23 protein-coding genes are annotated in these 20,532 nt (G+C 41.1%); all 23 read right to left on the bottom strand.

The features are described from left to right. Nucleotides 1–157 precede the first annotated feature (157 nt). On the bottom strand, nucleotides 158–955 hold the full coding sequence (gene rhaD / locus AR1Y2_RS01375) for a rhamnulose-1-phosphate aldolase (protein WP_137327355.1): 798 nt from the start codon (nucleotides 953–955) through the stop codon (nucleotides 158–160). 17 nt (nucleotides 956–972) lie between these two features. Beyond that, nucleotides 973–1,605: a dihydroxyacetone kinase subunit DhaL gene (gene dhaL, locus AR1Y2_RS01370; RefSeq protein ID WP_137327354.1), complete on the bottom strand. Its 633-nt coding sequence runs from the start codon at nucleotides 1,603–1,605 to the stop codon at nucleotides 973–975. Nucleotides 1,606–1,618: 13 nt separating this feature from the next. Next, nucleotides 1,619–2,614 carry a dihydroxyacetone kinase subunit DhaK gene (locus tag AR1Y2_RS01365; protein ID WP_137327353.1) on the bottom strand — a complete coding sequence of 332 codons (996 nt, stop codon included), beginning with the start codon at nucleotides 2,612–2,614 and terminating at the stop codon, nucleotides 1,619–1,621. Nucleotides 2,615–2,625: 11 nt separating this feature from the next. Beyond that, the gene (locus AR1Y2_RS01360) at nucleotides 2,626–2,862 is read right to left on the bottom strand and encodes a hypothetical protein (protein ID WP_137327352.1); all 237 of its coding nucleotides are present in this window, start codon (nucleotides 2,860–2,862) and stop codon (nucleotides 2,626–2,628) included. Nucleotides 2,863–2,879: 17 nt separating this feature from the next. Continuing rightward, nucleotides 2,880–4,244 carry a PTS galactitol transporter subunit IIC gene (locus AR1Y2_RS01355; protein WP_137327351.1) on the bottom strand — a complete coding sequence of 455 codons (1,365 nt, stop codon included), beginning with the start codon at nucleotides 4,242–4,244 and terminating at the stop codon, nucleotides 2,880–2,882. A gap of 15 nt (nucleotides 4,245–4,259) precedes the next feature. Further along, nucleotides 4,260–4,550: a PTS sugar transporter subunit IIB gene (locus tag AR1Y2_RS01350; protein WP_137327350.1), complete on the bottom strand. Its 291-nt coding sequence runs from the start codon at nucleotides 4,548–4,550 to the stop codon at nucleotides 4,260–4,262. Beyond that, nucleotides 4,547–5,038, bottom strand: a complete 492-nt coding sequence (locus AR1Y2_RS01345) for a PTS sugar transporter subunit IIA (RefSeq protein ID WP_137327349.1) — start codon at nucleotides 5,036–5,038, stop codon at nucleotides 4,547–4,549. Before AR1Y2_RS01345 ends, AR1Y2_RS01350 begins: the two co-directional genes overlap by 4 nt. 14 nt (nucleotides 5,039–5,052) lie before the next feature. Then, nucleotides 5,053–6,075: a zinc-binding dehydrogenase gene (locus AR1Y2_RS01340; protein WP_137327348.1), complete on the bottom strand. Its 1,023-nt coding sequence runs from the start codon at nucleotides 6,073–6,075 to the stop codon at nucleotides 5,053–5,055. A gap of 77 nt (nucleotides 6,076–6,152) precedes the next feature. Then, nucleotides 6,153–8,231 (bottom strand): BglG family transcription antiterminator, encoded by a 2,079-nt coding sequence (locus AR1Y2_RS01335; RefSeq protein ID WP_175403555.1) that lies wholly within the window; start codon nucleotides 8,229–8,231, stop codon nucleotides 6,153–6,155. A 335-nt stretch (nucleotides 8,232–8,566) separates the two neighbouring features. After that, a complete protein-coding gene (locus AR1Y2_RS01330; protein ID WP_137327346.1) occupies nucleotides 8,567–9,238 on the bottom strand; it encodes a FadR/GntR family transcriptional regulator in 672 nt (223 codons plus the stop codon). 129 nt (nucleotides 9,239–9,367) lie between these two features. Beyond that, on the bottom strand, nucleotides 9,368–10,567 hold the full coding sequence (locus AR1Y2_RS01325) for a GDSL-type esterase/lipase family protein (protein WP_137327345.1): 1,200 nt from the start codon (nucleotides 10,565–10,567) through the stop codon (nucleotides 9,368–9,370). 16 nt (nucleotides 10,568–10,583) lie between these two features. Continuing rightward, complete coding sequence (gene def / locus AR1Y2_RS01320) at nucleotides 10,584–11,045, bottom strand: peptide deformylase (RefSeq protein WP_137327344.1); 462 nt, start codon at nucleotides 11,043–11,045, stop codon at nucleotides 10,584–10,586. 19 nt (nucleotides 11,046–11,064) lie between these two features. Next, the gene (gene recQ, locus AR1Y2_RS01315) at nucleotides 11,065–12,924 is read right to left on the bottom strand and encodes a DNA helicase RecQ (protein ID WP_137327343.1); all 1,860 of its coding nucleotides are present in this window, start codon (nucleotides 12,922–12,924) and stop codon (nucleotides 11,065–11,067) included. A gap of 61 nt (nucleotides 12,925–12,985) precedes the next feature. After that, the gene (locus tag AR1Y2_RS01310) at nucleotides 12,986–13,351 is read right to left on the bottom strand and encodes a nucleotide pyrophosphohydrolase (RefSeq protein ID WP_137327342.1); all 366 of its coding nucleotides are present in this window, start codon (nucleotides 13,349–13,351) and stop codon (nucleotides 12,986–12,988) included. A 117-nt stretch (nucleotides 13,352–13,468) separates the two neighbouring features. Beyond that, nucleotides 13,469–13,939 (bottom strand): pyridoxamine 5'-phosphate oxidase family protein, encoded by a 471-nt coding sequence (locus AR1Y2_RS01305; RefSeq protein WP_137327341.1) that lies wholly within the window; start codon nucleotides 13,937–13,939, stop codon nucleotides 13,469–13,471. Between the two features lie 23 nt (nucleotides 13,940–13,962). Continuing rightward, on the bottom strand, nucleotides 13,963–14,598 hold the full coding sequence (locus AR1Y2_RS01300; protein WP_137327340.1) for an NAD(P)H-dependent oxidoreductase: 636 nt from the start codon (nucleotides 14,596–14,598) through the stop codon (nucleotides 13,963–13,965). A 2-nt stretch (nucleotides 14,599–14,600) separates the two neighbouring features. Further along, a complete protein-coding gene (locus AR1Y2_RS01295; protein ID WP_137327339.1) occupies nucleotides 14,601–15,098 on the bottom strand; it encodes a flavodoxin family protein in 498 nt (165 codons plus the stop codon). After that, nucleotides 15,079–15,660, bottom strand: a complete 582-nt coding sequence (locus AR1Y2_RS01290) for a TetR/AcrR family transcriptional regulator (protein ID WP_137327338.1) — start codon at nucleotides 15,658–15,660, stop codon at nucleotides 15,079–15,081. The genes AR1Y2_RS01295 and AR1Y2_RS01290 overlap by 20 nt, the downstream gene beginning before the upstream one ends. A gap of 93 nt (nucleotides 15,661–15,753) precedes the next feature. Beyond that, nucleotides 15,754–16,383 carry a TetR/AcrR family transcriptional regulator gene (locus tag AR1Y2_RS01285; RefSeq protein WP_175403554.1) on the bottom strand — a complete coding sequence of 210 codons (630 nt, stop codon included), beginning with the start codon at nucleotides 16,381–16,383 and terminating at the stop codon, nucleotides 15,754–15,756. Continuing rightward, nucleotides 16,380–17,471, bottom strand: a complete 1,092-nt coding sequence (locus AR1Y2_RS01280) for a radical SAM/SPASM domain-containing protein (RefSeq protein ID WP_137327336.1) — start codon at nucleotides 17,469–17,471, stop codon at nucleotides 16,380–16,382. The genes AR1Y2_RS01285 and AR1Y2_RS01280 overlap by 4 nt, the downstream gene beginning before the upstream one ends. An 839-nt stretch (nucleotides 17,472–18,310) precedes the next feature. Next, entirely contained in the window at nucleotides 18,311–18,925 is a 615-nt protein-coding gene (locus tag AR1Y2_RS01275) for a GDSL-type esterase/lipase family protein (RefSeq protein ID WP_137327335.1), read from the bottom strand. A gap of 168 nt (nucleotides 18,926–19,093) precedes the next feature. Continuing rightward, entirely contained in the window at nucleotides 19,094–19,756 is a 663-nt protein-coding gene (locus tag AR1Y2_RS01270) for a phosphatase PAP2 family protein (protein ID WP_137327334.1), read from the bottom strand. A gap of 148 nt (nucleotides 19,757–19,904) precedes the next feature. Next, nucleotides 19,905–20,522, bottom strand: coding sequence for a helix-turn-helix domain-containing protein (locus AR1Y2_RS01265; protein WP_137330159.1), 618 nt, complete (start codon nucleotides 20,520–20,522; stop codon nucleotides 19,905–19,907). Nucleotides 20,523–20,532: the final 10 nt, after the last annotated feature.

Here is a 20,532-nt window from a genome sequence, read left to right as displayed (position 1 = left end):
AACAAAAGTCTGTAAAGACCATAGCGATTGCTGATAGACAGAAAGTTCCTGTATCATACAAATATGGGCAGATACCGAAAAATCGGCTCTGCCCATTCATAAAACTTCAAACAGTCTCGCTGCTTAATCTGATATTTAAAGTTGTGATCAAAGGAGATCAATCCCATAGACCAAATACCTGGGCTAATTCCTTTACCTGATCTTCTGTTAAACCGTTTTTTATATTTCCGCCATTTAACATATATACCTGCGCGTTTTTCTCAACAGTCTCTATTAAACCAATTGTATCTTCAAAAGATGTGCCACTTGCAAACATTCCATGGTAAGGCCAAATTACAATTCGATACTTTTCCATTTTTCTTGCAGTTTCTGGTCCGATCGCACCTTCTCCACATACCATCCACGGCAGCATACCCAATCCTTCCGGGAAGACTAGTACACATTCCGAATTTAAGCTCCACATAGTTCTTGTGAATTTCTCCTCATCAATTTCATGAGCAAACGTCATTGCGATTGTATGTGTCGGATGACAATGCATAACCAATCGATTCTCTGGATTTTGTTTCAGCCTTGCCTGATGACATAATAAATGTGCAGGGAACTCACTTGTCGGTCTCATGGTCCCATTTTCAAATCCCCAAATAATATCTACACTATCCTCGTTTACTTTAACAATTCCTAAATCTTTTTCTGGATGTTTATGAATTGTCCTGAAAAATGCTCCTGCTCTTGTCACTAAAAAGTACTTTCCAATTAACTCTTTCGCTTCAAATGTCATAGCAATTTGTGTTGGTGCTGTTTTTTTTACATCTTCGTCCTCTTTTATCTCCTGAACTTGTTCGTCAGATAATAAATATGTAAGGTTTCCAGCATGGTTCTCGCCCCATCCAGCTTCCCAGAAATACCTACAAGCATCGATCGCTTCTTCAAAAAATGGATTTTTCAAAATATTCATCGCATGTTTCTCCTCACCTATACAGTTGCAGCATATTCACTCATTGATTTAAAAATAATTGAAACTGAAACAGCCCCTGCATCCTCATGTCCAAGCGCTCTCTCTCCTAAGAATTTTGCTCTTCCGAATTTCGCGATATACCCTTTGGAATCTTCAACACCTTGCAGCGCCGACTCATAAGCAATGTGTAATAATTCCGGGAATCCGCAATCCTTCGGTGCTTTTTTCATGGCCTCCACCGCTGGCTCTAAAGCATCAATCATAGTTTTGTCGCCTTTCTTTGCTTTCCCGACAACTTTGATTTTTTTCAGTCCACTTTCACACATACCAATAAATGCATCTAGGCTTAAGGTATCTTCTTTCGGCTGCTGTGCGATCCCCATAAAAATTGCTGAAAAAATAACCCCTGATGCTCCACCCATGGAATTCATCATTGCCATCCCTGCTCCTGTGAAAATGTCGTATATAGTTTCAGGATTTTTATCTTGCAGAAATTGTTTCACAGACGTAAAGCCTCTTTCGATGCCAAGTCCATGATCTCCATCTCCAATATTTCCGTCAATCTCACACAACATTGCTTTGCTTTCTATCATTTTATCCGCAACAGAAAACATCATCTCTTTTGTTTGTTCTACAGTCAATTCCTTCATGATTGTCACCTCTTTATTTCCCCCTGTGATAATAGCATGGCGTATATGCAGGCTGATTATATAGCTTTTTCAACTCTTCATCTAACATCATGATTGAGATAGAAGCACCCGCCATTTCTAACGATGTACAAAATGAACCTATTACATTGTCATACACCTGAACGTTTTTCTCCTTTAAAATATGATTGAGTTTTCGGTTCATGATATTTAATTCTAAACTAGTCGTTGCCGCCATTCCATTGACAAGTACCAGGACTTCTTTATTTTCAAGAGAGCCAAAATCATTTATGATATCTGCCAACATTTCTTCCACAATGTTATCTGCAGTTTTCATTTTTTCTCGTTTCACTCCAGCCTCTCCATGGATTCCCATCCCATATTCAAACTCATTGTCTCCAATATTAAAATTAGGCGGGTTCCCTGGAATAGAGCATGGTGTCAGCGCAACTCCGATAGACCGAAGGTTATCATTTGCCCTTTGGGCGATTTCCTTTACCTCTTGTAATGAATACCCTAAATCTGCTGCTGCCCCAGCTATTTTTGCAACAAACAACATTCCGGCAACTCCCCGTCGGCCATCTTTGTCATTTCTAGGTGCAGATGCAACATCATCATTTATGATGACCTGTTCAACTGCAGTTCCAGCTGCCATTGCTAAATCTTGAGCAACCATAAAATTCATCGTATCTCCTGCATAATTCCATACAAGGCAGAGCACACCTTCTCCTTGGTCTGCAGAAATTATGGTTTTTGAAATTGTATTAGGGTCCGGGGAAGCAAATACGCTTCCCATCGCTGCCCCAGTTAACATACCCTCTCCAACAAGTCCGGATAGCATAGGCTCGTGACCACTTCCTCCGCCTGAAATGATGCTGACTTTTTTCTTTTTCTCTTTTAATATGATCCCGTTTACTTCAGGGACCTTTTCATAAAAATCGCCATATGCATATAGAAGCCCTTCTACACTTTCATCAACAACTGATAGTGGATCATTTATAATTTTTTTCATTTCCGGTCTCCTTACTTTTTTTCTTTTCTAGCTGCTCTTTTTGCTTCTCTATATTCTTTTCTCATTCTTTTCCCATAATAGAATTCTCCGAATCCGACATCTTCATATAAGTATGTAAGCAATATAGCCAAGACAAAACAGCAGATACTCAACATCATATCCCAGTTCAAAACACTAATCACCAAAAATAATGCATCCATTAATGTCAATATAACAAAGGCTATTTTCTTTAACTTCTTCTCATGCATAAATGATCCCTCCAGCTTTATGCTTCTACATCAATTCCCAATTCTTTTGCGTACTGTAAATCTTCTTTTTTTATTGATTTAAAATAGTAAATTGCTAACGGGATTGTAATTACTAAAAATACAATTGCGATGATATTTTTCTCTGATGCCGCTGAAAATACCCATCTTAATTCTGAAATATCCATTCCAAACCATGCTAACATCTGACCTTTTGGAACCGCGGCGCCTCCCGTTACCTGTGCCAATTTTGTGAAATGAGGCGCAAAATAGGATGCCACATATAAATGAATTGGAATTCCAATTAAGGTTCCGATCGCCATTTTCAACATATTCCCCATTGTCAGATAAAATAATGGAACAATAAGACAAATATCCATTAATCCGCCAAACGGTAATACAATATTTCCAGGTAAGAAGATGGCATAGATAAAGATCACCGGAATTGCTAAGATCATTAATAACCAATGCTCCGAACGGCCTGCCATTACCGGCCAGTCCATTCCAATTGTAATGTTCTTTCCGTGAAATCTTTTCTTCATAAATTCTGTTGCTGCGCTGCTAACAGGTGTAAGCGCTGTTGTAAATAGCTTTGCGACCATTGGGAATAATGTCAGAGCGCATCCTGCCTGGACCCCTAATTGTAATACTTTCTGATATCCATATCCGCCAAAGATTCCAATAAAGCAGCCGACAATGAATCCCATGATATGGTTTTCTCCAAAAATTCCAATCTTATCTCTTACTTTTTTTGCGTCAATGTTTAATGTATCTGGAACAATTTTATCCAACAAATGAGTCAATGGATAATAATAAATTCCTGCTAAAAACATTGGATGCGGCATTGAAATTCCGGGAATACCTGATAATTTTTGAAGACGATATCTTGTGCAATCCGCGTTTTTCAATTCAAAGACAATCTGAATCACTGCACATGCAAAACCGAGTACCGTACTTCCAGATACATAAGCTACCAAAAACGCTGTACATACCTTATTGCCGACATTCCACATATCTACATTCAGGCAAGTTGTAAATCCTACAACCAGCAAAATAATATTGATCACGATCTGTACCGGGAACATTAAGAATGCATATTGCCATGTCCAGCAAAGGCTGAGTGCTGGTGCCCATCCCATATCCAGTGCCTTTAATTGAACACCTGTATTATTTACAAATGCCTGGGCGGCGGCACCTACAGAATCTGTCATTAACGCCATGACATGGTTCATTCCGACTAATGCGACACCTAAAGTTAAACCTGCTGAAAGCGCTTTTACCGGCTTCATTCCTAAAACAATTCCAATCAATGTTACAATAATAGGCAGAAATACACTTGCACCTAAATCAATTAAGCCCTGAAAAAAAGCTTGTAATAAACCCATAGTTTTTCCTCCTATTTATTTTTTTAATTCCTCTAATATTTTTTCTAATTCCTCCTCAGCTCCCATACCTGTAATAAATGGAACACCGCTGAACGTCGGTAAATCATACGTTGCATCCTCAGTTCCACAAATTGATACATATATGTCAGCAACTTTTTCATATTGGGGCATTGAATTAATGTTAATAGCTTCAATTTGAAAATCACTTCTGCTGATTCCGTGCTCTTCTAATAAGTCTGCCAGTTTTACCGCGCAAGTCTGGGAAGTTGCGACACCGCCTCCACATGCTACAACGATTGTCTTCATAATTTATCTCCTTTCAGTGAAACATCAGTTGCTTTAACAACTACGTTATATATTTCCTCTGATGTTTTTGCTTCTTTTAATAGACTTAAAATTTCTTTGTTGCTAAACATTCCAATAATCTTTTGAAGCATTTCCAAATGCATTGTAGGGTCATTTAGCGCAAGCATAAAAATCATTTCTACATTCAGAAGATTGTTTTTGTTTCCCATTTCATGAAATGTAATGGGATCTTTTAACCGTGCGATCGTAATACATGCTTCATTTACATGGTTGCTGTCCGTGTGCGGCATTGCAATTACAATTCCTGATGTAGCCAGACCAGTTGGAAAGTTTTTCTCCCGATCTTTTAATGCCTGTACATAACTCTTTTTTGTAATTCCATCTTTTACAAGCCTTCCTCCCATGACATCGAACGCTTCTTCTTGATCTTTTACAGTAAGATTCTCGTAAATATATTCTTTTCTTACTAGGTTTTTAGATATCGACATATAATGTCTCCTTATCAGTCATCATAAACAATACAGTTTTTAATTACTTTTCCAGCTGCATGTTCTCTAATTGCCGCTTCTGTGTCTTCGATTTTATATTCATGTTCTACAAAATCTTCTGCCTGAATTGCTCCCATTTTTAACAACTCAAATGCAGCATTTACATGTTGGGGCGTCGTATGGAATACACCTTTGATCGTAATTTGTTCGTAATGCATCCTTGTGCAATCAATATTTACCGTTGTATCTTTTTTAGTTCCTCCGAAGCACAATACTTGTCCGCCTGCTCTAACTTGTCTAAATGCAATTTCCCATACCTGCGGCAATCCTGCTGCTTCAATGGCTACATCTACGCCCCTGCTATCTTCTGTTAAGTCTCTAACCGCCTGAATCTGATCTTTCTCATCAATATTAATCGTCTCAGCTGCACCTAATTTTGCTGCCAGGGCCAGTCTATTTTCCTGTCTGTCACATGCAATAACTCTGGCTCCTCTTAGATATGCTAATCGGATAAACATAAGTCCAATTGGCCCGCATCCATTCACAACAACTGTATCTCCTAATTCAATTGTGACATTTGAAATCCCATAGACCGCGCATGAAAGAGGTTCTGTCAAAGCTGCCTGCTTATATTCCATATCATCTGGTAATTTAAACATTGTCTCATTCACAATATTTTTTGGAATTAGCTGATACTCTCCATATGCACCTAGATTTGATGGCAGGTCAGTACACATTGAATGTTGTCCCTTTTTACACCAATAGCACTTATGGCAAGGCGCTGTATTGTGAGCCACTACTCTATCCCCGATTTTAAAATTTGTCACACCTTCACCTACTGCAACAACATCTCCAGATGCCTCATGACCAATTAAATGTGGCGGCTGATAACGATATCCCCGCATAAACATTTTACAATCAGTCCCGCAGGTTAATGTAACTTTGTTTTTGACTACAACCTCTCCAGGACCTGGTGTAGGAATTTCTGCTTCTTCTAATCTAATATCCTGAATACCATAATAAACAATTCTTTTCATTTCTTTCTCCTTGTTATTTGTTTGTTGTTATATATATGGATCGTCATCCATTCAATTCGTCAACGAATCGTTACCAATTATTGATATTGCTTTAATACTTCTATGATCTCTTTTTTGTCATTTGCTTCAACTAATCTTCTAATTCCGTTTTCATCTGCTGCAAGGCTTGTCATCTGCAGCATTGCTTTTAGATGTCTTTTCTCATCTTCAGGCGCTAACATCATAAATACATGGACATCCAATCCTCCAAATTTCACTGGGTCATTTATTACTAACATGGACATCCCTAATTCATTTACGCCAAAATCAGGCATTCCATGAGGAACTGCAATCTTCCCGCCAAAAATGATATGGATTGATAGATCATTGTATTGGCGGATAACTCGATCTACATACTCTGGTGTAACATGTCCGTAGTCTAATAGAGGTTGTGCTACAATCTCCATTGCCTCTTTCCAGCTTGAAACCTGTTTCTTTATTTGAATATAATTTTGATGAATTAAATCTGTTAAATTGATATCTTCGCAATCATTTTTTTGCTCAACGTTATCATCAATCTTAATAGAAAAGTAATTCTTTAATTCTCTTTTTATATTTTTTTCTTGATTGAAGCTTATGCCGCTTTTCACGTGCTTTTTCATTATCTTGTATACTTCATCTACATCATAATCGACCATTTTAATTCCATATACATTTTCCAGCACTTTTTTTCGTAACGTCTTTTTATCACTTACTGTAATCACTGGCTCCACAATAAAAATTTTTTTTGTTGTGTTTAATCGAACTGGTGAAAAAATCAGGTCATATGTACTATCATCCATTTCTTCAAATTCTCTTACTGAAATAGATTTAAGAAAATCAAATTCAGGAAATAAAACTTTTAATGAGCTGTGCATTACTTTTGACACTGTAATTCCATTAGGACATACAACCAACGCACGAGGTTTTTCTACTAATTTCTGTCCCTCTTTTCTGAACCAGCTTGCAACGAACATTGTGATAAATTGCATTTCAATTTCCGGGATCTTACATTCTACCAGTCTCTCTATAGGTTCCATACATTGTTTCAGCAATAAATAAATTTCCTGTAGTTCTTCCTCAATCATTTCTATTTTTACCAGATCTAACAAGTTGGTTGTTAATGTCAGATTATATTTTATTCTGTAATATGCCGGCTTCATATGTTGCACTAACATTTGCACTAACCGATCTCGATCTTGAAACATAATACAAGCCCGATTTTCAAACTTTAAAATAACTTCTTTCACTGCTTGATTCATTTTTTGCATTTGATTTTCTGATAAAACAGATTCTCCAACCAAATTAGTCGATAGTAATTGTAATGTTATAAAAAAACGTTCTTGCCTTGGTACTTTTCCAATAGAAGATAACAATCTCTCGGCAAATGCATATTCTTTCGTGTCTGATAATTCTTGAAAGATCATATCGTCTTCTTGAATGTAGTGCCCAAATTCAATTCTTCTGTATATCAATGCCACTGTATAAGGCGTTGTCTCCATCTTGTCATCTGTATAAGAAATTTTTAAATCTCTTTCAATGGCCTCCAGCCAATCTGTGACTTTTTGAAGTTCTCCATTTGTAACTTTAGTAATACGTTCGACCATATATTTTCCATAAGGTATATTTAAAATTAGATTTACTAGTTCTATTAAAATTTTGCGAATTTCAAATTCATTTCCTTTGATAAAATATCCTTTTAATCTTGTATATTTTAATTCACATGAATATTTTTTTAGATTTTCCTTTACGATTTTTAAATCACTTAAAATTGTATTTTTGCTTACCTTTAATTCAGATACAAAATGTTGTAATGATAATTCCTCTTCTATTGTGATCACCATAAACGTAATTAATTGACTTCTCTCTAATTCAGATGGAACATAGCTTTGAGAATTTATTTCTTTCAACCATTGATCTAATAATTTCCTGGACTTGATTGATACATACAATTCACCCATTCTATTCTTGGTGATCGTTTCTGCCCTTTTTTCAGTCAAATATGTATTTATTTTCTCTACACTGTACATAAGCTGTCTTAATGAAATGTTATATTTTTCTTTTAATTCTTCTGTATGAATTTTATTCTCTACTAAAATATCACTTAGTATTAATTCACTACGTTCATCCAAATACATATTCTGCTCCCTCCTTGTAGGTTCATTATATTTTACGTATTGCATAATTACAATTTGAATTAATCACACTTTTTGTTTATATTTCACATGAATATTGTGATGAACTCTTAAAACCATTGATATTTTCACGCATAATAAGCAGAGCAGAATAGGCAGGCCTGCCTCATTTTTGCCATAGGGAGGTTCGAAGAACTATCCTATGGCATAAAAAAAAGAAGGCCTAAGCCTTCCTGAAAGGAAAAGTCTATGTAGACAGAATCCTCCATAATTTAAACCCACAGGGCACACCGTAAAGGAGGCCTTTCCAGATCCGACTGGAGATAATGGAGAAAAACTCATATGCCAAGCTCTTTCATCGCATGCAGGATATGGATTCTCATTGCGCTCCTTGCGCCCTCCGCATTCCTGGCTTCCATGAATTCCATAATCAATCTGTGGTCATTTAAGGTATCCTTTACTGCCATCTCCTTTTGCCTGGACAGCGTAACCCCCTGTCCGATTCCCTGATAGATCACGGGCATGAGCTGGTTCATGAACTCATTGTGAGTGGCCTTTGCGATAGACCGGTGAAACAGCTGCTCCACCTCTGTCCTGTCTTCTTTGCTCTGAATCTTTTCCTCCACCTTGCGGCCATAGAAGAGAATCCGTTCAAGTTCTGCGTCGCTGGCCCTGAGAGCTGCATAATAGGCGGCCTCCGGTTCAAAGATGAGCCTCATCTCATAAAGGTCCCCCGCATTGACCTCGGCATCCTTTAAAGGTGTGAGAAACTTAAGATTATCCGTATCAATCCCCTGGGTCACAAATGTCCCCCTGCCTCTCTGGATCTCCAGGATCCCATTTGCCACCAGTGCCCTGACTGCCTCTCTCAGTGTAGTCCTGCTGATCTCCAGCTCCTTCGAGAGTTCGTTTTCATTGGGCAGCTTGTCCCCCGGCTGAAACCTCTTTTCCATTGTAATCATTGTCAGTATTTGCTCCGCAACGCTGTCTGAAAGCCGTTTTTCTCCCATGATACCTCTCCTTCTTTGTGACTGCCAGAATTAATATTTCTTTGAATGGCTGTATTTTGATCTCTTCTATACCAGTTGCCATACTATCGAATGCCTTATTAAGCAAATTGGACAGCCCTTTTATAATTCTTATCCACAGCTGCCTCCCATACATCCTTCTTTTATCAACACTTGTGATAATACTGTCCAGACCTGTTCATATCCTTCCCTGGAAAGATGAACCCCGTCCACCGTATAGGATAAGGGCAGTTCTCCATCCTCTCCGGCCAGCCCGGCAAACACATCCACATAATAATACCCCCTATCTTTACACAGCTTTTGAATGACGGAATTAATCCGTTGGATCTCATGATTTGATTTCCCCTCAGACCAAAAAGGAATCCCGTGTTCTATGTCCTTCGGACGGCGCGCTTCGCGCGGCAAGGTATTCATAGGATAGAGGGATTGGATGTATAGCTTTGTTTCCGGCAGGTATTTTCTGATCCTGTCCGCAGCCCGCACAAGTTGTTCTGCCACCGTCTCCGCTCCTCTGTAAAAAGGCAGCAGATAATCATTTGCCCCTCCCTGCATGAGTACAATATCTGGGGCGAAAGGCACCACATCCCTGCTGACCCTGGCTGTCATCTCCGGTGCTGTATTCCCGGCTTCCCCCCTGTTATACACCTGGGCTTTTACAACCTGAAAAAACTCCATCGGAAAGTAATCCGTCAGTGAGTCTCCAAACAATACGATTTTTTTGTCCTGTTTTCTGCATAAAATATTGATCCACCGCTCCTTTTGCCTGTCTGTCCTCACATCGTCCGTCAGCCATATATTCATGATCCCAAAGCCGGCTGTACTGAACAATTTTCTCAGAACAGGCTCTGTCTGATCACTGAAAAACCGCCCTTCTTTTTCATATTCTTCTGTCCCGTGTTTAAAAGAAGCATAGAGCACACCCCCGTGCCTAAGTGCAGACCAAAGCCTTTTCAACACATCTGGAAGCCCACTCTTTTCGATGTGTAGAAGAGATGCACAGGCCCAGATTCCATCAAACACTTCCCTGTCCGTCATATCCTGAAAGAAGCCGTTTCTCACCTCAATATCAGGAATCTGCTCTGCGTACCTGCACATGGCCGGCGAGGCGTCCAGAGCGGTCACCTGAAACCCATGCTCTTTAAAATACCTGCTGTCTCTTCCGGAACCGCAGCCAAGATCTAAAACAGACCCTTCAGGCGGCAGGTACTTTTCAAATACTTTATACAGAGGGTTCATATCATTCTGTTCCGTGCCGAGGATAAAATCTTCCCCGTGCTGTTCATAATATTCTATCGTCTGCTTCTGTTTCATAACCGTCCCCTGAATATCACTCGTCCAGCTCTAGAAACTCATATATTTCGTCAATAAATACTTTGCCATCCAGATGGTCGATCTCATGGCAGAAGCACTTTGCCATCTCTCCTTCCACCGTATATACCACATCCTGGCCGTTTTCATCCAACGCTTCTACTGTCACTTTGGCTGGACGGAAGGTTTTTCCAAAGCGGTTCGGAAAACTTAGACAGCCCTCTACACACCTCTGTGATCCGCTTTTTTCAGTAATCACCGGGTTCACCAACTTTAAATAATAACCCTCGTAATCGATAACGATCATTCTTCTTAAGATTCCTGCCTGGTTTGCCGCCAGCGCTGCACCGTTATCCACACTGTGTAGCGTATCCATCAGATCATCCAGCTGACGCCTTGCCGTATCATCCACCTGGGGAACCACTTTGCACTTCTTTTTTAAGATCGGGTCCCCGTCCATTCGTATTTTTCTAACTGCCATTTGAATCTCCTCTTACTTTTTACTCTTCTTTTTCAGCAAACAGTTTAATTCCCTCCAGAAACCGCTCTCCGTATTTCTCAAGCTTAAACTGTCCTACTCCGCTTACCTCCAGCATTTCATTCAAGGTCTGCGGCCTCTCCGAACTCATGCCTGCCAGTGTTTTATCCGAGAATACCATATAAGGCGGAACTTTTTCCTCTTTTGCGATCTCCATCCTGAGACTGCGCAGTTCTTCAAACAATTCCACATCCTCCTTTGCCAGCGCAGAAACGGCACCGGCCTTCTTCTTTCTGAATTTCGGCGGCTGTTTCTCCTCCTTCTTGGAAACCTTTATCGTTAATCTGGCTCCTTCAAGAAGTTCATCCGATCTATCAGTCAGTTCCAACACCGGGTAATCATCATTACTCAAAGCCAAAAATCCCTGCATAATCATCTCGTTCAACAGCTGCTTCAGTCTCGGCACTGTCATATCAGATAAAGACTTATATTCTGGATTTTCATTCAGATCCCTTTGGCGAATCTTTTGGTTATCTGCCCCTCTCAGAACATCCACGATCAGGTTGATACCAAAGCTTCTTTGGCAGTCCTGAATGCATCGGACCACCTTCTCTGCCTGCTCCGTCATATCTGCAAATTCAAATTCTTCCAGACAGTTGCTGCAGTTTCCGCACTCCGTGCCGCTTTCTTCCCCAAAATAATCTAAAATATAATGCCGCAGACATTCACTAGTGGCACAGTAGAATGTGATCTGTTGAAGTCGCTCCAAGTCCCTCTGCAGTATGATTCTCCTGGCCTCCCGGTCCAGTTCTTCATTTTCTTCTCCGCTTTCGATCAAAAAACGGTTGGTCCTCTGGTCCGAAGCCCCAAAATAAAGAATACATTCTGCCGCTTCCCCATCTCTGCCTGCCCTTCCGGCCTCCTGATAATAGCTCTCCATATTCTTCGGCATATTATAGTGAATCACAAACCTCACATCCGGCTTATCAATTCCCATTCCGAACGCATTGGTTGCTACCATGATCTGTTTCCTGTCATAGATAAAATCATCCTGGTTTTCCCGCCGCTCTGCATCTGCCAGCCCTGCGTGATATCTCGTCACAGAAAAACCAGCTTCTCTGAGCCGGTAACAGACTTCCTCTACATTTTTCCTGGAAAGACAGTAAACAATACCGCTGCTGCCCGGCATCTTCTCCTCTTTTTCTTTTATATAGGTTTCCAACTCCCGATACTTATCCCTGGGCTTTTTCACTCCGAAGAACAGATTGCTCCGGTCAAATCCTGTGGTCAAAACCAAGGGACTTCTAAGCTTTAAAATATCCAGGATGTCTTCCCTTACCTCCGCCGTAGCCGTGGCAGTATATGCGCCCAACACTGGCCGGGACGGCAGTTTCTCTAAAAAAGAAAGGATCTTTAAATAGCTGGGCCGGAAATCCTGGCCCCACTGGGAAACACAATGGGCTTCATCAATGGCCAAAAAGGAAATCTCCACTTCCGGGGAAAGGGCAAACTGCAGAAACCCTTCTGTCTCAAGCCTCTCCGGCGCCACATAAATGATCTTATATCGGCCCTCCCTGGCCAGGCTGAGAGCCTTCCTGTACTGACCCATACTCAGCGAACTGTTCAAAAAGGCTGCATGAATTCCGGCCTGATTTAACGCTGCCACCTGATCCTTCATAAGAGAGATCAGCGGAGAGACCACCAGTGTAATCCCCTGCATCAACAACGCCGGAATCTGAAAACAAAGAGACTTCCCTGCTCCAGTGGGCATAATGCCCAATACATCCTGACCTTCCAGAACTGCGTTAATCAAAGGCTTCTGCCCTTCTCTAAAATCATCATATCCAAAATATTGTTTTAATAAGCCGTGTGCACTCTGCATAAGCTGCCTTTCCTTCTAAATCCATTGTCTGTGATCTATGCTCATAGAGAAAATCCCCGTTTTATCTTTCGCGGACAAGCTCCGTATACTTAAGATTTTTCCCCCTTACTTGATCCTCCGGATATTTCTCTGCGTTTTTGTCTAATTTATCCATGAGGCAGTCCTTCAGATCAAATCCATACATCTGGGAAAAACGCAGAAGAAAAAAGAACACATCAGCGAGCTCCTCTGATATATGCTCTCTAGAAGCTCCCGGTCTCATCATCTCCCGCATCTGATCCTCAGACTTAAAACGGAACAAATCCAGCAGTTCGTTGGATTCTGTGGAAAGCCCGATGGCCAGGTCCTTGGGTCCGTGAAATTGGTCCCAATCCCGGTCCTCACAAAATCTCTGTACTTCTTCTGTTAAATACTTTATCGTGTCCATATTCATTCTCCATGGTTGGTTGTTTTCAACGAATACTATTATTATATAACACTTTTCCCTCACATGAAATATAGATCTTCATTATTTAGAATTTTTTTACAATCATAAAATTCCGGTTTAGAGATGTTCTTTACAAGATAATTCCTCAACTTCCAGCTTAAATGTACAGACCACGTCCAGCATTTCCTCAGAAAACTCCCATTCCTCTTTTCCTGTATTCTGACACATGACAGCCCGGAGTGCCTTTTTCCTCTCTTCCGGATCATCGATAAACTCCACCTTACCGCTGCCCGTCACGCTTTGAAACCGTGCGGAATAACTGCAGGCCTTCGTTCCTTCCTTCAGTTTGTAATTTGTATCAAGTTCAAACCCAGCATAATGGTTTTTGCGAATCAGATCAATCTTTCTTCCCTCTTTAGCGCTGTGGAAATAAAAAATTCTCCTGCCGTTGTTTTTCTCATACCCAAAGCTTAAAGGTACCATATAAATATTTCCCTCGTCTTGAAATCCCAGCCTGCAGCAATAACAGTTTGAAATGATCTTGTCGATTTCCTCATCCTTTATGACTTCCCTGTCTTTTCTTCTCATCCTTCCATCCTCCATGAAGATGCTTACCGTGAAATTTGTCTGGACAGCTCTTTTACCGGCAGTCCATTGTCCTTGATCTGCTTTCTCCATCCCATCTGCCCTGCCAATTTATACATGATTCTTGGGATACCCGGCGAGATAAAGCGGTCCTCTGCTCTGCCTCCTTTTGTGATATTTTCCGCAAGCTCTTTCAGGGCTTCTGAGAAACCCTTCTTTATCCCCTTTCCTTCCGGGATATCTGTAAACATTGGAATCATGCCTCCTCCGCCAATCCCCAGACCCTGTCCCCAGGAGAGGCCCGCTTTCAGGCACCAACACTTCATCATCTTTAGGGCAATGTGGTTTTGCCTGCCCTCATAAAACCCACAGTTTACAACAGCATACACCATCTTGTCTGTCTGTGCATCTCTTAAAATACTTTCCATCTGCTGTAAAGCCGCTGTCAGTTGAGATGGAATGCTGTCCACATAGAGAGGAAACGCAAAGACCAGGATGTCACAGTCTAAGATCTGGTTTTTCATCTCTTCTGTTATCTCCGGTTTGCGGACAGAAATCCCTGAATACTCATGTCCCGTCAGCAGAGCTTCCAGCTCTTTCAAAATAATCTCCGAACTGCTTCCCGAATACTTTGGACTTCCATTGATTCCTACAATCTTCATACTCATCTGCCTCCTAACTGGGACGGTGTTTCAGCAAACTGAATGTTTTGAACATCTGCGTACAAGTTGACTGCGTTGGCTTTCACCAACTCTGACGCAATGCTCTTTTCATCCTCTGTGATCTGTTCTCCATAAAACCTTACGGTCAGTTTTAATGTCTTCTGATATCTCTGTTTATGATGCATTTCATCATTTTTAATAACAAAATAGGGGTGCACATAAGGAATGCTCCGGTCGAGAACATTTTTCACAAAAGGGCTGTAGCCCCCATAACAGCATTGGCTAATGATCTCAACCTCATCGCACGCAGAAAGCAGCTCACCCATATCCCCATACTGGTCTCTTATGACACATTTCCCGGGCGTCTTGACCCAACACCCAAAACAGCCAATGCAATTTCGGATCTCTCCCTCTTTACCAACCAGCTTTATATCCTCAGATTCTCCGGGAACAAGCCGATTCCGCTCTTTTTCTTCTAAATCATGAATGATTACTTTCATCTTTCTCCTTTCTGATCCGGGCCAAAAACGCCCAGAACGCCACATCAATCATTTTATGGGCCTCTTCATACGGGATAGCTGCAGCATCCGTGGCAATAATGGAGGCGATCCCATGAGTATATATCATCATCTGCTGATAAAGCTCTCTTGCCTGCTGCCTGGAAATCCCCAGGTTTTCCTGTATCTCTTCCTCAACCCCATCTACCATAAACCGGGCATAAAATTCCTGAAAATTTTCTGCTTCCACATAGGGTGACATAAACAAAAGGCGGAACAGATACTTCTCCTCATTTGCAAAGCTTATATGGCACAGGCCTATAGATTCAAAAAAGTTTCTTTTATCTGCATGTTCTTCAATGTATCTTCCAAGAAACTGTTTTGTATAAGAAAACAGCTCTCCCATCAGATCCTCCATATTTTCATAGCAGCTGTAGATAGGCTGGACCGAACAGCCTGCCCGCTTGGCTGCACTCCTGGCATTGACCGCCTCATACCCCTGCTCTCTGGCAAGTTCAAAGGCCTTTGTTAATATCAGTTCCTTTGTGATTCTCTGTCTCGGCATATCAACCTCCTCTAAAATAACATTTGTTATATAACTATCGTTATTTTAAATCCAAACGATACTTATTTCAACATAAAAAGAGTGGAAAACGGATTATTTGTCTTCCACCCTCTTTTTATAAAGTCTTGAAAATTCCAGCACCTGCTTTCTGAGAGCTCTCAGCGCCTCTTTCTCCCTGCTCGGTTCTTGATCGTATTTGTTCAGAAGGAAAAAGATCGGTGCGTAAAAATTCACCGCCATAGCCTCCGGGTCTTTTCCCTCAAACACTCCACGTTTGATCATTTCAGCAAATAATTCCGTCTGATATGAGATCGCCGCATCCATAAAAAGACCCCGGTAGACTTCATAGACCTCTTTGTCCCTGTACTGCTCGATCACAAGCATTCTCCGGAATCGGGCCGCAAACTCATCTCTCAAATAAAACAGGAAAATTCTTTCACTCAGCATCAAAAGTCCATTTTCGCTGATACTGCCGTAAAGCTCGGCAGCTTCATCCATGTCTTTTTCATCGGGCAGGCCGTTTTCCCTGGACATACGCTCCATGCGGACTGACATTTCCTGAACGATGGTATCAAATATTGCTTTCTTACTCTTAAAATGCTTATATAATGAACTGTCTTTAATACCCACCGCATCCGCGATATTTTTTACACTAGTTCCCTGATATCCTTTTTCTGCAAACAGCGTCAACGCTTCTTCAATGATCCGCTCTTTTGTGGTCATAATTCTTCCCCCTTAAGCAAGCCTTTTACCATCTGTTCCTTCTCAAACAGAGCACAGCCCCCGCTGTGGAATTCCTCCAGACTGCCGCTTCCCCGCAGTTTTAAAAACAAGGGGGAACTTAACGCTTTCCTGAGACTTGTATGTACTAAATTGGTGTCTGTATAAGGAGAGAATGGACAAGGTTCCGCCCCGCCTGCCGCATTGATATGGAAAAATCCTCTGCCTGCTGCCAGACATCCTCCCGAAGCTTTTTCATCTCCAGGAAAAGAGATGAACATCATATGTTCCTGTTTTTTTCTCAGCTTCAGAAGCCTCCTGTCAAATTCCTGTCTCTCCCTTTCTCCCGGCGCCAGATATTCCGTCTTGCCGTCCGCAGGCACATACTCCACATAAACTACGGCTTTGCATCCGTTTTCTTCCAGCCTGTCAAGGAATTCCTCCGATGTAACCTCCTGCAGGTTTTCATTGGTTACCGTGACCGATACTCCAAATAAAAGACGGTCTTTCTTAAGATTCTTCATCGTCTGGTTCAGAACGGAATAGATCCCGGATCCCCTCCTGGCGTCAGTCTGCTCTCTGTCCCCTTCTATGCTCAGAACCGGCAGTAAGTTTCTCTTTTCCGCAAACATTTTAAAATAATCGTCGTCAAACATGGTTCCGTTAGTAAACACCGGGAAAAGTATTCCCTTGTGGTTTCCCGCTTCCTCTATCACATCTCTCCGCATCAGAGGTTCCCCGCCTGCCAGCAGGATAAAACTGATGCCCAGCCTCTCCGCCTGCCCGAATATGTCTCCCCACTGCCGCCCTGTAAGCTCCTTGGAATCAAAGCCTTCCTTACAAGCCCCATTTGCCCTGGCATAACATCCCTTGCAGTGAAGATTGCATTTACTGGTAATGCTGGCAATCAGGAATGGAGGGATATGCTCTCCCCTTATCTCTGATTTTTCCCTTATGACTCTGGCCCTTTTTTCTGCAGCCATGAATTTTAGAAGAAAAAGACTTCCTTTTGGATCTGACATTTTAACAATATTCCGAAGAATCCGTTCTACCCCGTTGCTCAAGTATTCTTCTAACTGAAACTCTTCCATAAACCTGCCCTCCTTCTGTGAAAGAACAAAGTGGGCAAGCCCACTTCAACACCCCAACCCCTCACTCTTTGAGGGGCTTGGCAACTTTGCGCGCCAAATGCGATTTGACACAGTCAAATAGTTACCTCACGCATTTGTGTGCATAATGCCCGCAGGGCTTTTTTATTCCATAGGGAGGTTCGCAGAACTTTCCTATGGAATAAATCAAGCTAGCGGTTACTAGCCTTGTTACAACAAGTATAGCTAGTAACCGCTAGCCTGTCAAGAACAAAAAAGTTATCCTCTATAAACTCCAAACGGCTCTGGAAAGGCCTTCTTACGGCCACGAGGAATAATTATAACGGGAGGACATCTTCTGCTTTGTAGTACTCCTTCTTAGAAACACATACCAGCAAAGTCCTTTAGTGAATAGGCTTCGGAAACAAAAAATGTAACAGTTTCCCAACCTCTAATCTATAAAAAGGCAACAAAACTACTTAGAATGGTGGATTGAAGACAATTTCAAAGGTAAAGCAAAAAAAGGGGGATCGGTTGGGAAAAACAAACGGAAACATTGATCTTATCATGAAAACTGACTATAATAAAAAAAAGAAACGGCTTAAAAACGTTGGATAAACAAAAACAAGTGTTGTATTGAAATGTCGTTTCTTCCTGCTTTGTATCTTTCTTTTTCTTGATAAACAATAATTGCATAGTTATCACTACCAAATCCGGCTATGTCGGATTTTTCTTTTACAGAACAATAGAAAAGTATGCCACCTCCAAGAGTTTTTCTCCATTGTTGGAAGGAGGCCTTTCCAGAGCCGAGTGGGCGTGCTTCCCACGATAAGGTACAATATCTACTTAGCAAAAATATTTTTAAAAATGGCAGTTGCCAACTTCTGATGCCCATATTCATCTAAATGCTGTTGATCTTTCTCACTGGCTTGTGCGTAATCAGATGCTGCCAGAAATTCAAACCCGTATTTCTCTGCCAGCTTCCTGTATACATGTTTCAGCCGTCTTGATGTTTTCACAGATTTCCGGTCAAATTCTGGATCTTTTTCTTCTACTTCTAATCCAAGTTCAATTGGTGACACGATCAGCACTTTTGTTTTATCTGAATGGTTTCTGATCTTTATTAACAGCTTCTCTAAACCTTTCCCAATCTGATATTCTGATGCATCATATACCTTTTTGCAGTCATTGGTTCCAAGCATCAAGATTACAGTATCCAGCGGCTGATGGCTCTCTAAGATCATAGAAAAAGAATCGGTAGCTTTCCTCCCTGCACGGCTCAGGTCACTGAAATCCGCTGTGCGTCCACAGAGGCCTTCCTCCACAATCCGGTATTGGGACGGATTCACCATCTCCTCCAACAAACTGGTCCACCGCACTCCCCACGGATATCGGCCTTCCGTTCCAGGTATCAGCCCATATGTATTTGAATCCCCAAAGCATAAAATCTGACGCATACTGTCACCTCCAAAGTATAATATCTATACTATTTCTATAGGAATAGTATAGATATTTAAAACTACAATGTCAATTAATTTATAGCTTTCAACTTATTTTCTTAGAAAATTAAAAGTCTACAAACTTATGAACGCTAGAGAATCTCTCTTCAACAGCATATCCATTCCTTATTTACTTTCCCCGAAATATTTTAAAGCAGTGCAGTAGAGTGAAATCAATGTAGCTGAGAGTAAAACACCACTCACAATATCAGTGAACCAATGTACTCCCGACACAAGCCTGCCTATCACTGTAACAATGATTATCAAAACAGAGATTGAGTCTGCTGCCCACAGCCATATTTTCCTATGCCGCAGATAGTGGTGGAACTGCAGCATAGCCGTGACCATGATACAGATTACAATCATTGTATGAGAGGATGGAAAAGATGCTTCTAAACTCCCAGAAAGCAGGACCGGCCTGTAATTGACGATCACCCGTTCAAAGAAAAAATAAAAAACAACGACGATAAGATAAAATACACCAAGCAATAATATCCTGGCATCCACTTTCCGGATATCCCTTCGGATTATAAGCTGGGACAATCCCATGACCGCAAAACCCAGGGATACTGCTATGGCTGCTGCTCCCAGCCAGTCAGTGATGCTGTACCAAAGCAGGTTCACGCCGAATAACTCAAACACAAATTGATTTATATGGGCAAATCCAACGAAAGATCCTTCAGGCCCAACTGGTTGTACGTCGATTGTCTTCACCATAACCGTGAAAAGCAGAAAAACTAGAAACAGGATTCCTGTTATAATGGTTCTTTTTCTTGATTCTTTTTGCATAGTAGATATTCCTTTCTTTTACTGTAACCATATATTTTCAAGCTGCAGTTTAATTATCTATCCATGCATCCAAAAGTGCACGAAACCTGCCGTCACAATGACAAAAAGGCCCCGACACGTTTTGTGTCAAAGGCCTTTTTAAAGGGTTTCAGCTATTTATCTGGATCTGTTTCCATTGTATGAATGTCTTTGCTGCAAAAAACAAGAATAGCAAGATTGTTACATAGGGCTCCCTCGCAGCGGCAAAAAGGCAGACCGCAACCGCCCCCAGCACAAGTGAGATTTTTGTGGCAACGTTATAAAATGTTTCTCTTTCAAAATGAATCAGGGTTAATCTCAAAATCCCAATTCCGATCATACATAAAAATATGGCCCAATAAATAAAGCTGTTGATATTTGATGTCATCGTATTTGTCAGGAGATTCACAGAATAAACATGGCCGCCTTCAAGCTTTCCATAAATCGGAAGTACAATAAAGGCCACCGCCAATACATCGATCGTTGAGCTGATCAGTCTGTAAATCTTCTTCAGATTAGAACGGTTCTCACATTCTGCAAGAGTTATCAGTTCATCGTTTGATAGTAATTCATCAATGGATACTGAAAAAAACTTTGATAAACACTTTAACGACTCTATATTCGGATAGCCTTTTCCGCTTTCCCATTTAGATATTGCTGTTCTTGATACATATAGCTGTTCGGCCAGCTGCTCCTGCGTAAGTCCGCTTTTCTTTCTCAGTTGTTGTAGTTTTTCATTAAATTCCATCGGCAGTCCT

The sequence above is a fragment of the Anaerostipes rhamnosivorans genome, from assembly GCF_005280655.1.
In the GTDB taxonomy this organism is placed as follows: Bacteria; Bacillota; Clostridia; order Lachnospirales; family Lachnospiraceae; genus Anaerostipes; species Anaerostipes rhamnosivorans.
The sequence above is the reverse complement of the archived record's forward strand: the minus strand, read 5'-3'. Positions and strand labels throughout refer to the sequence as shown.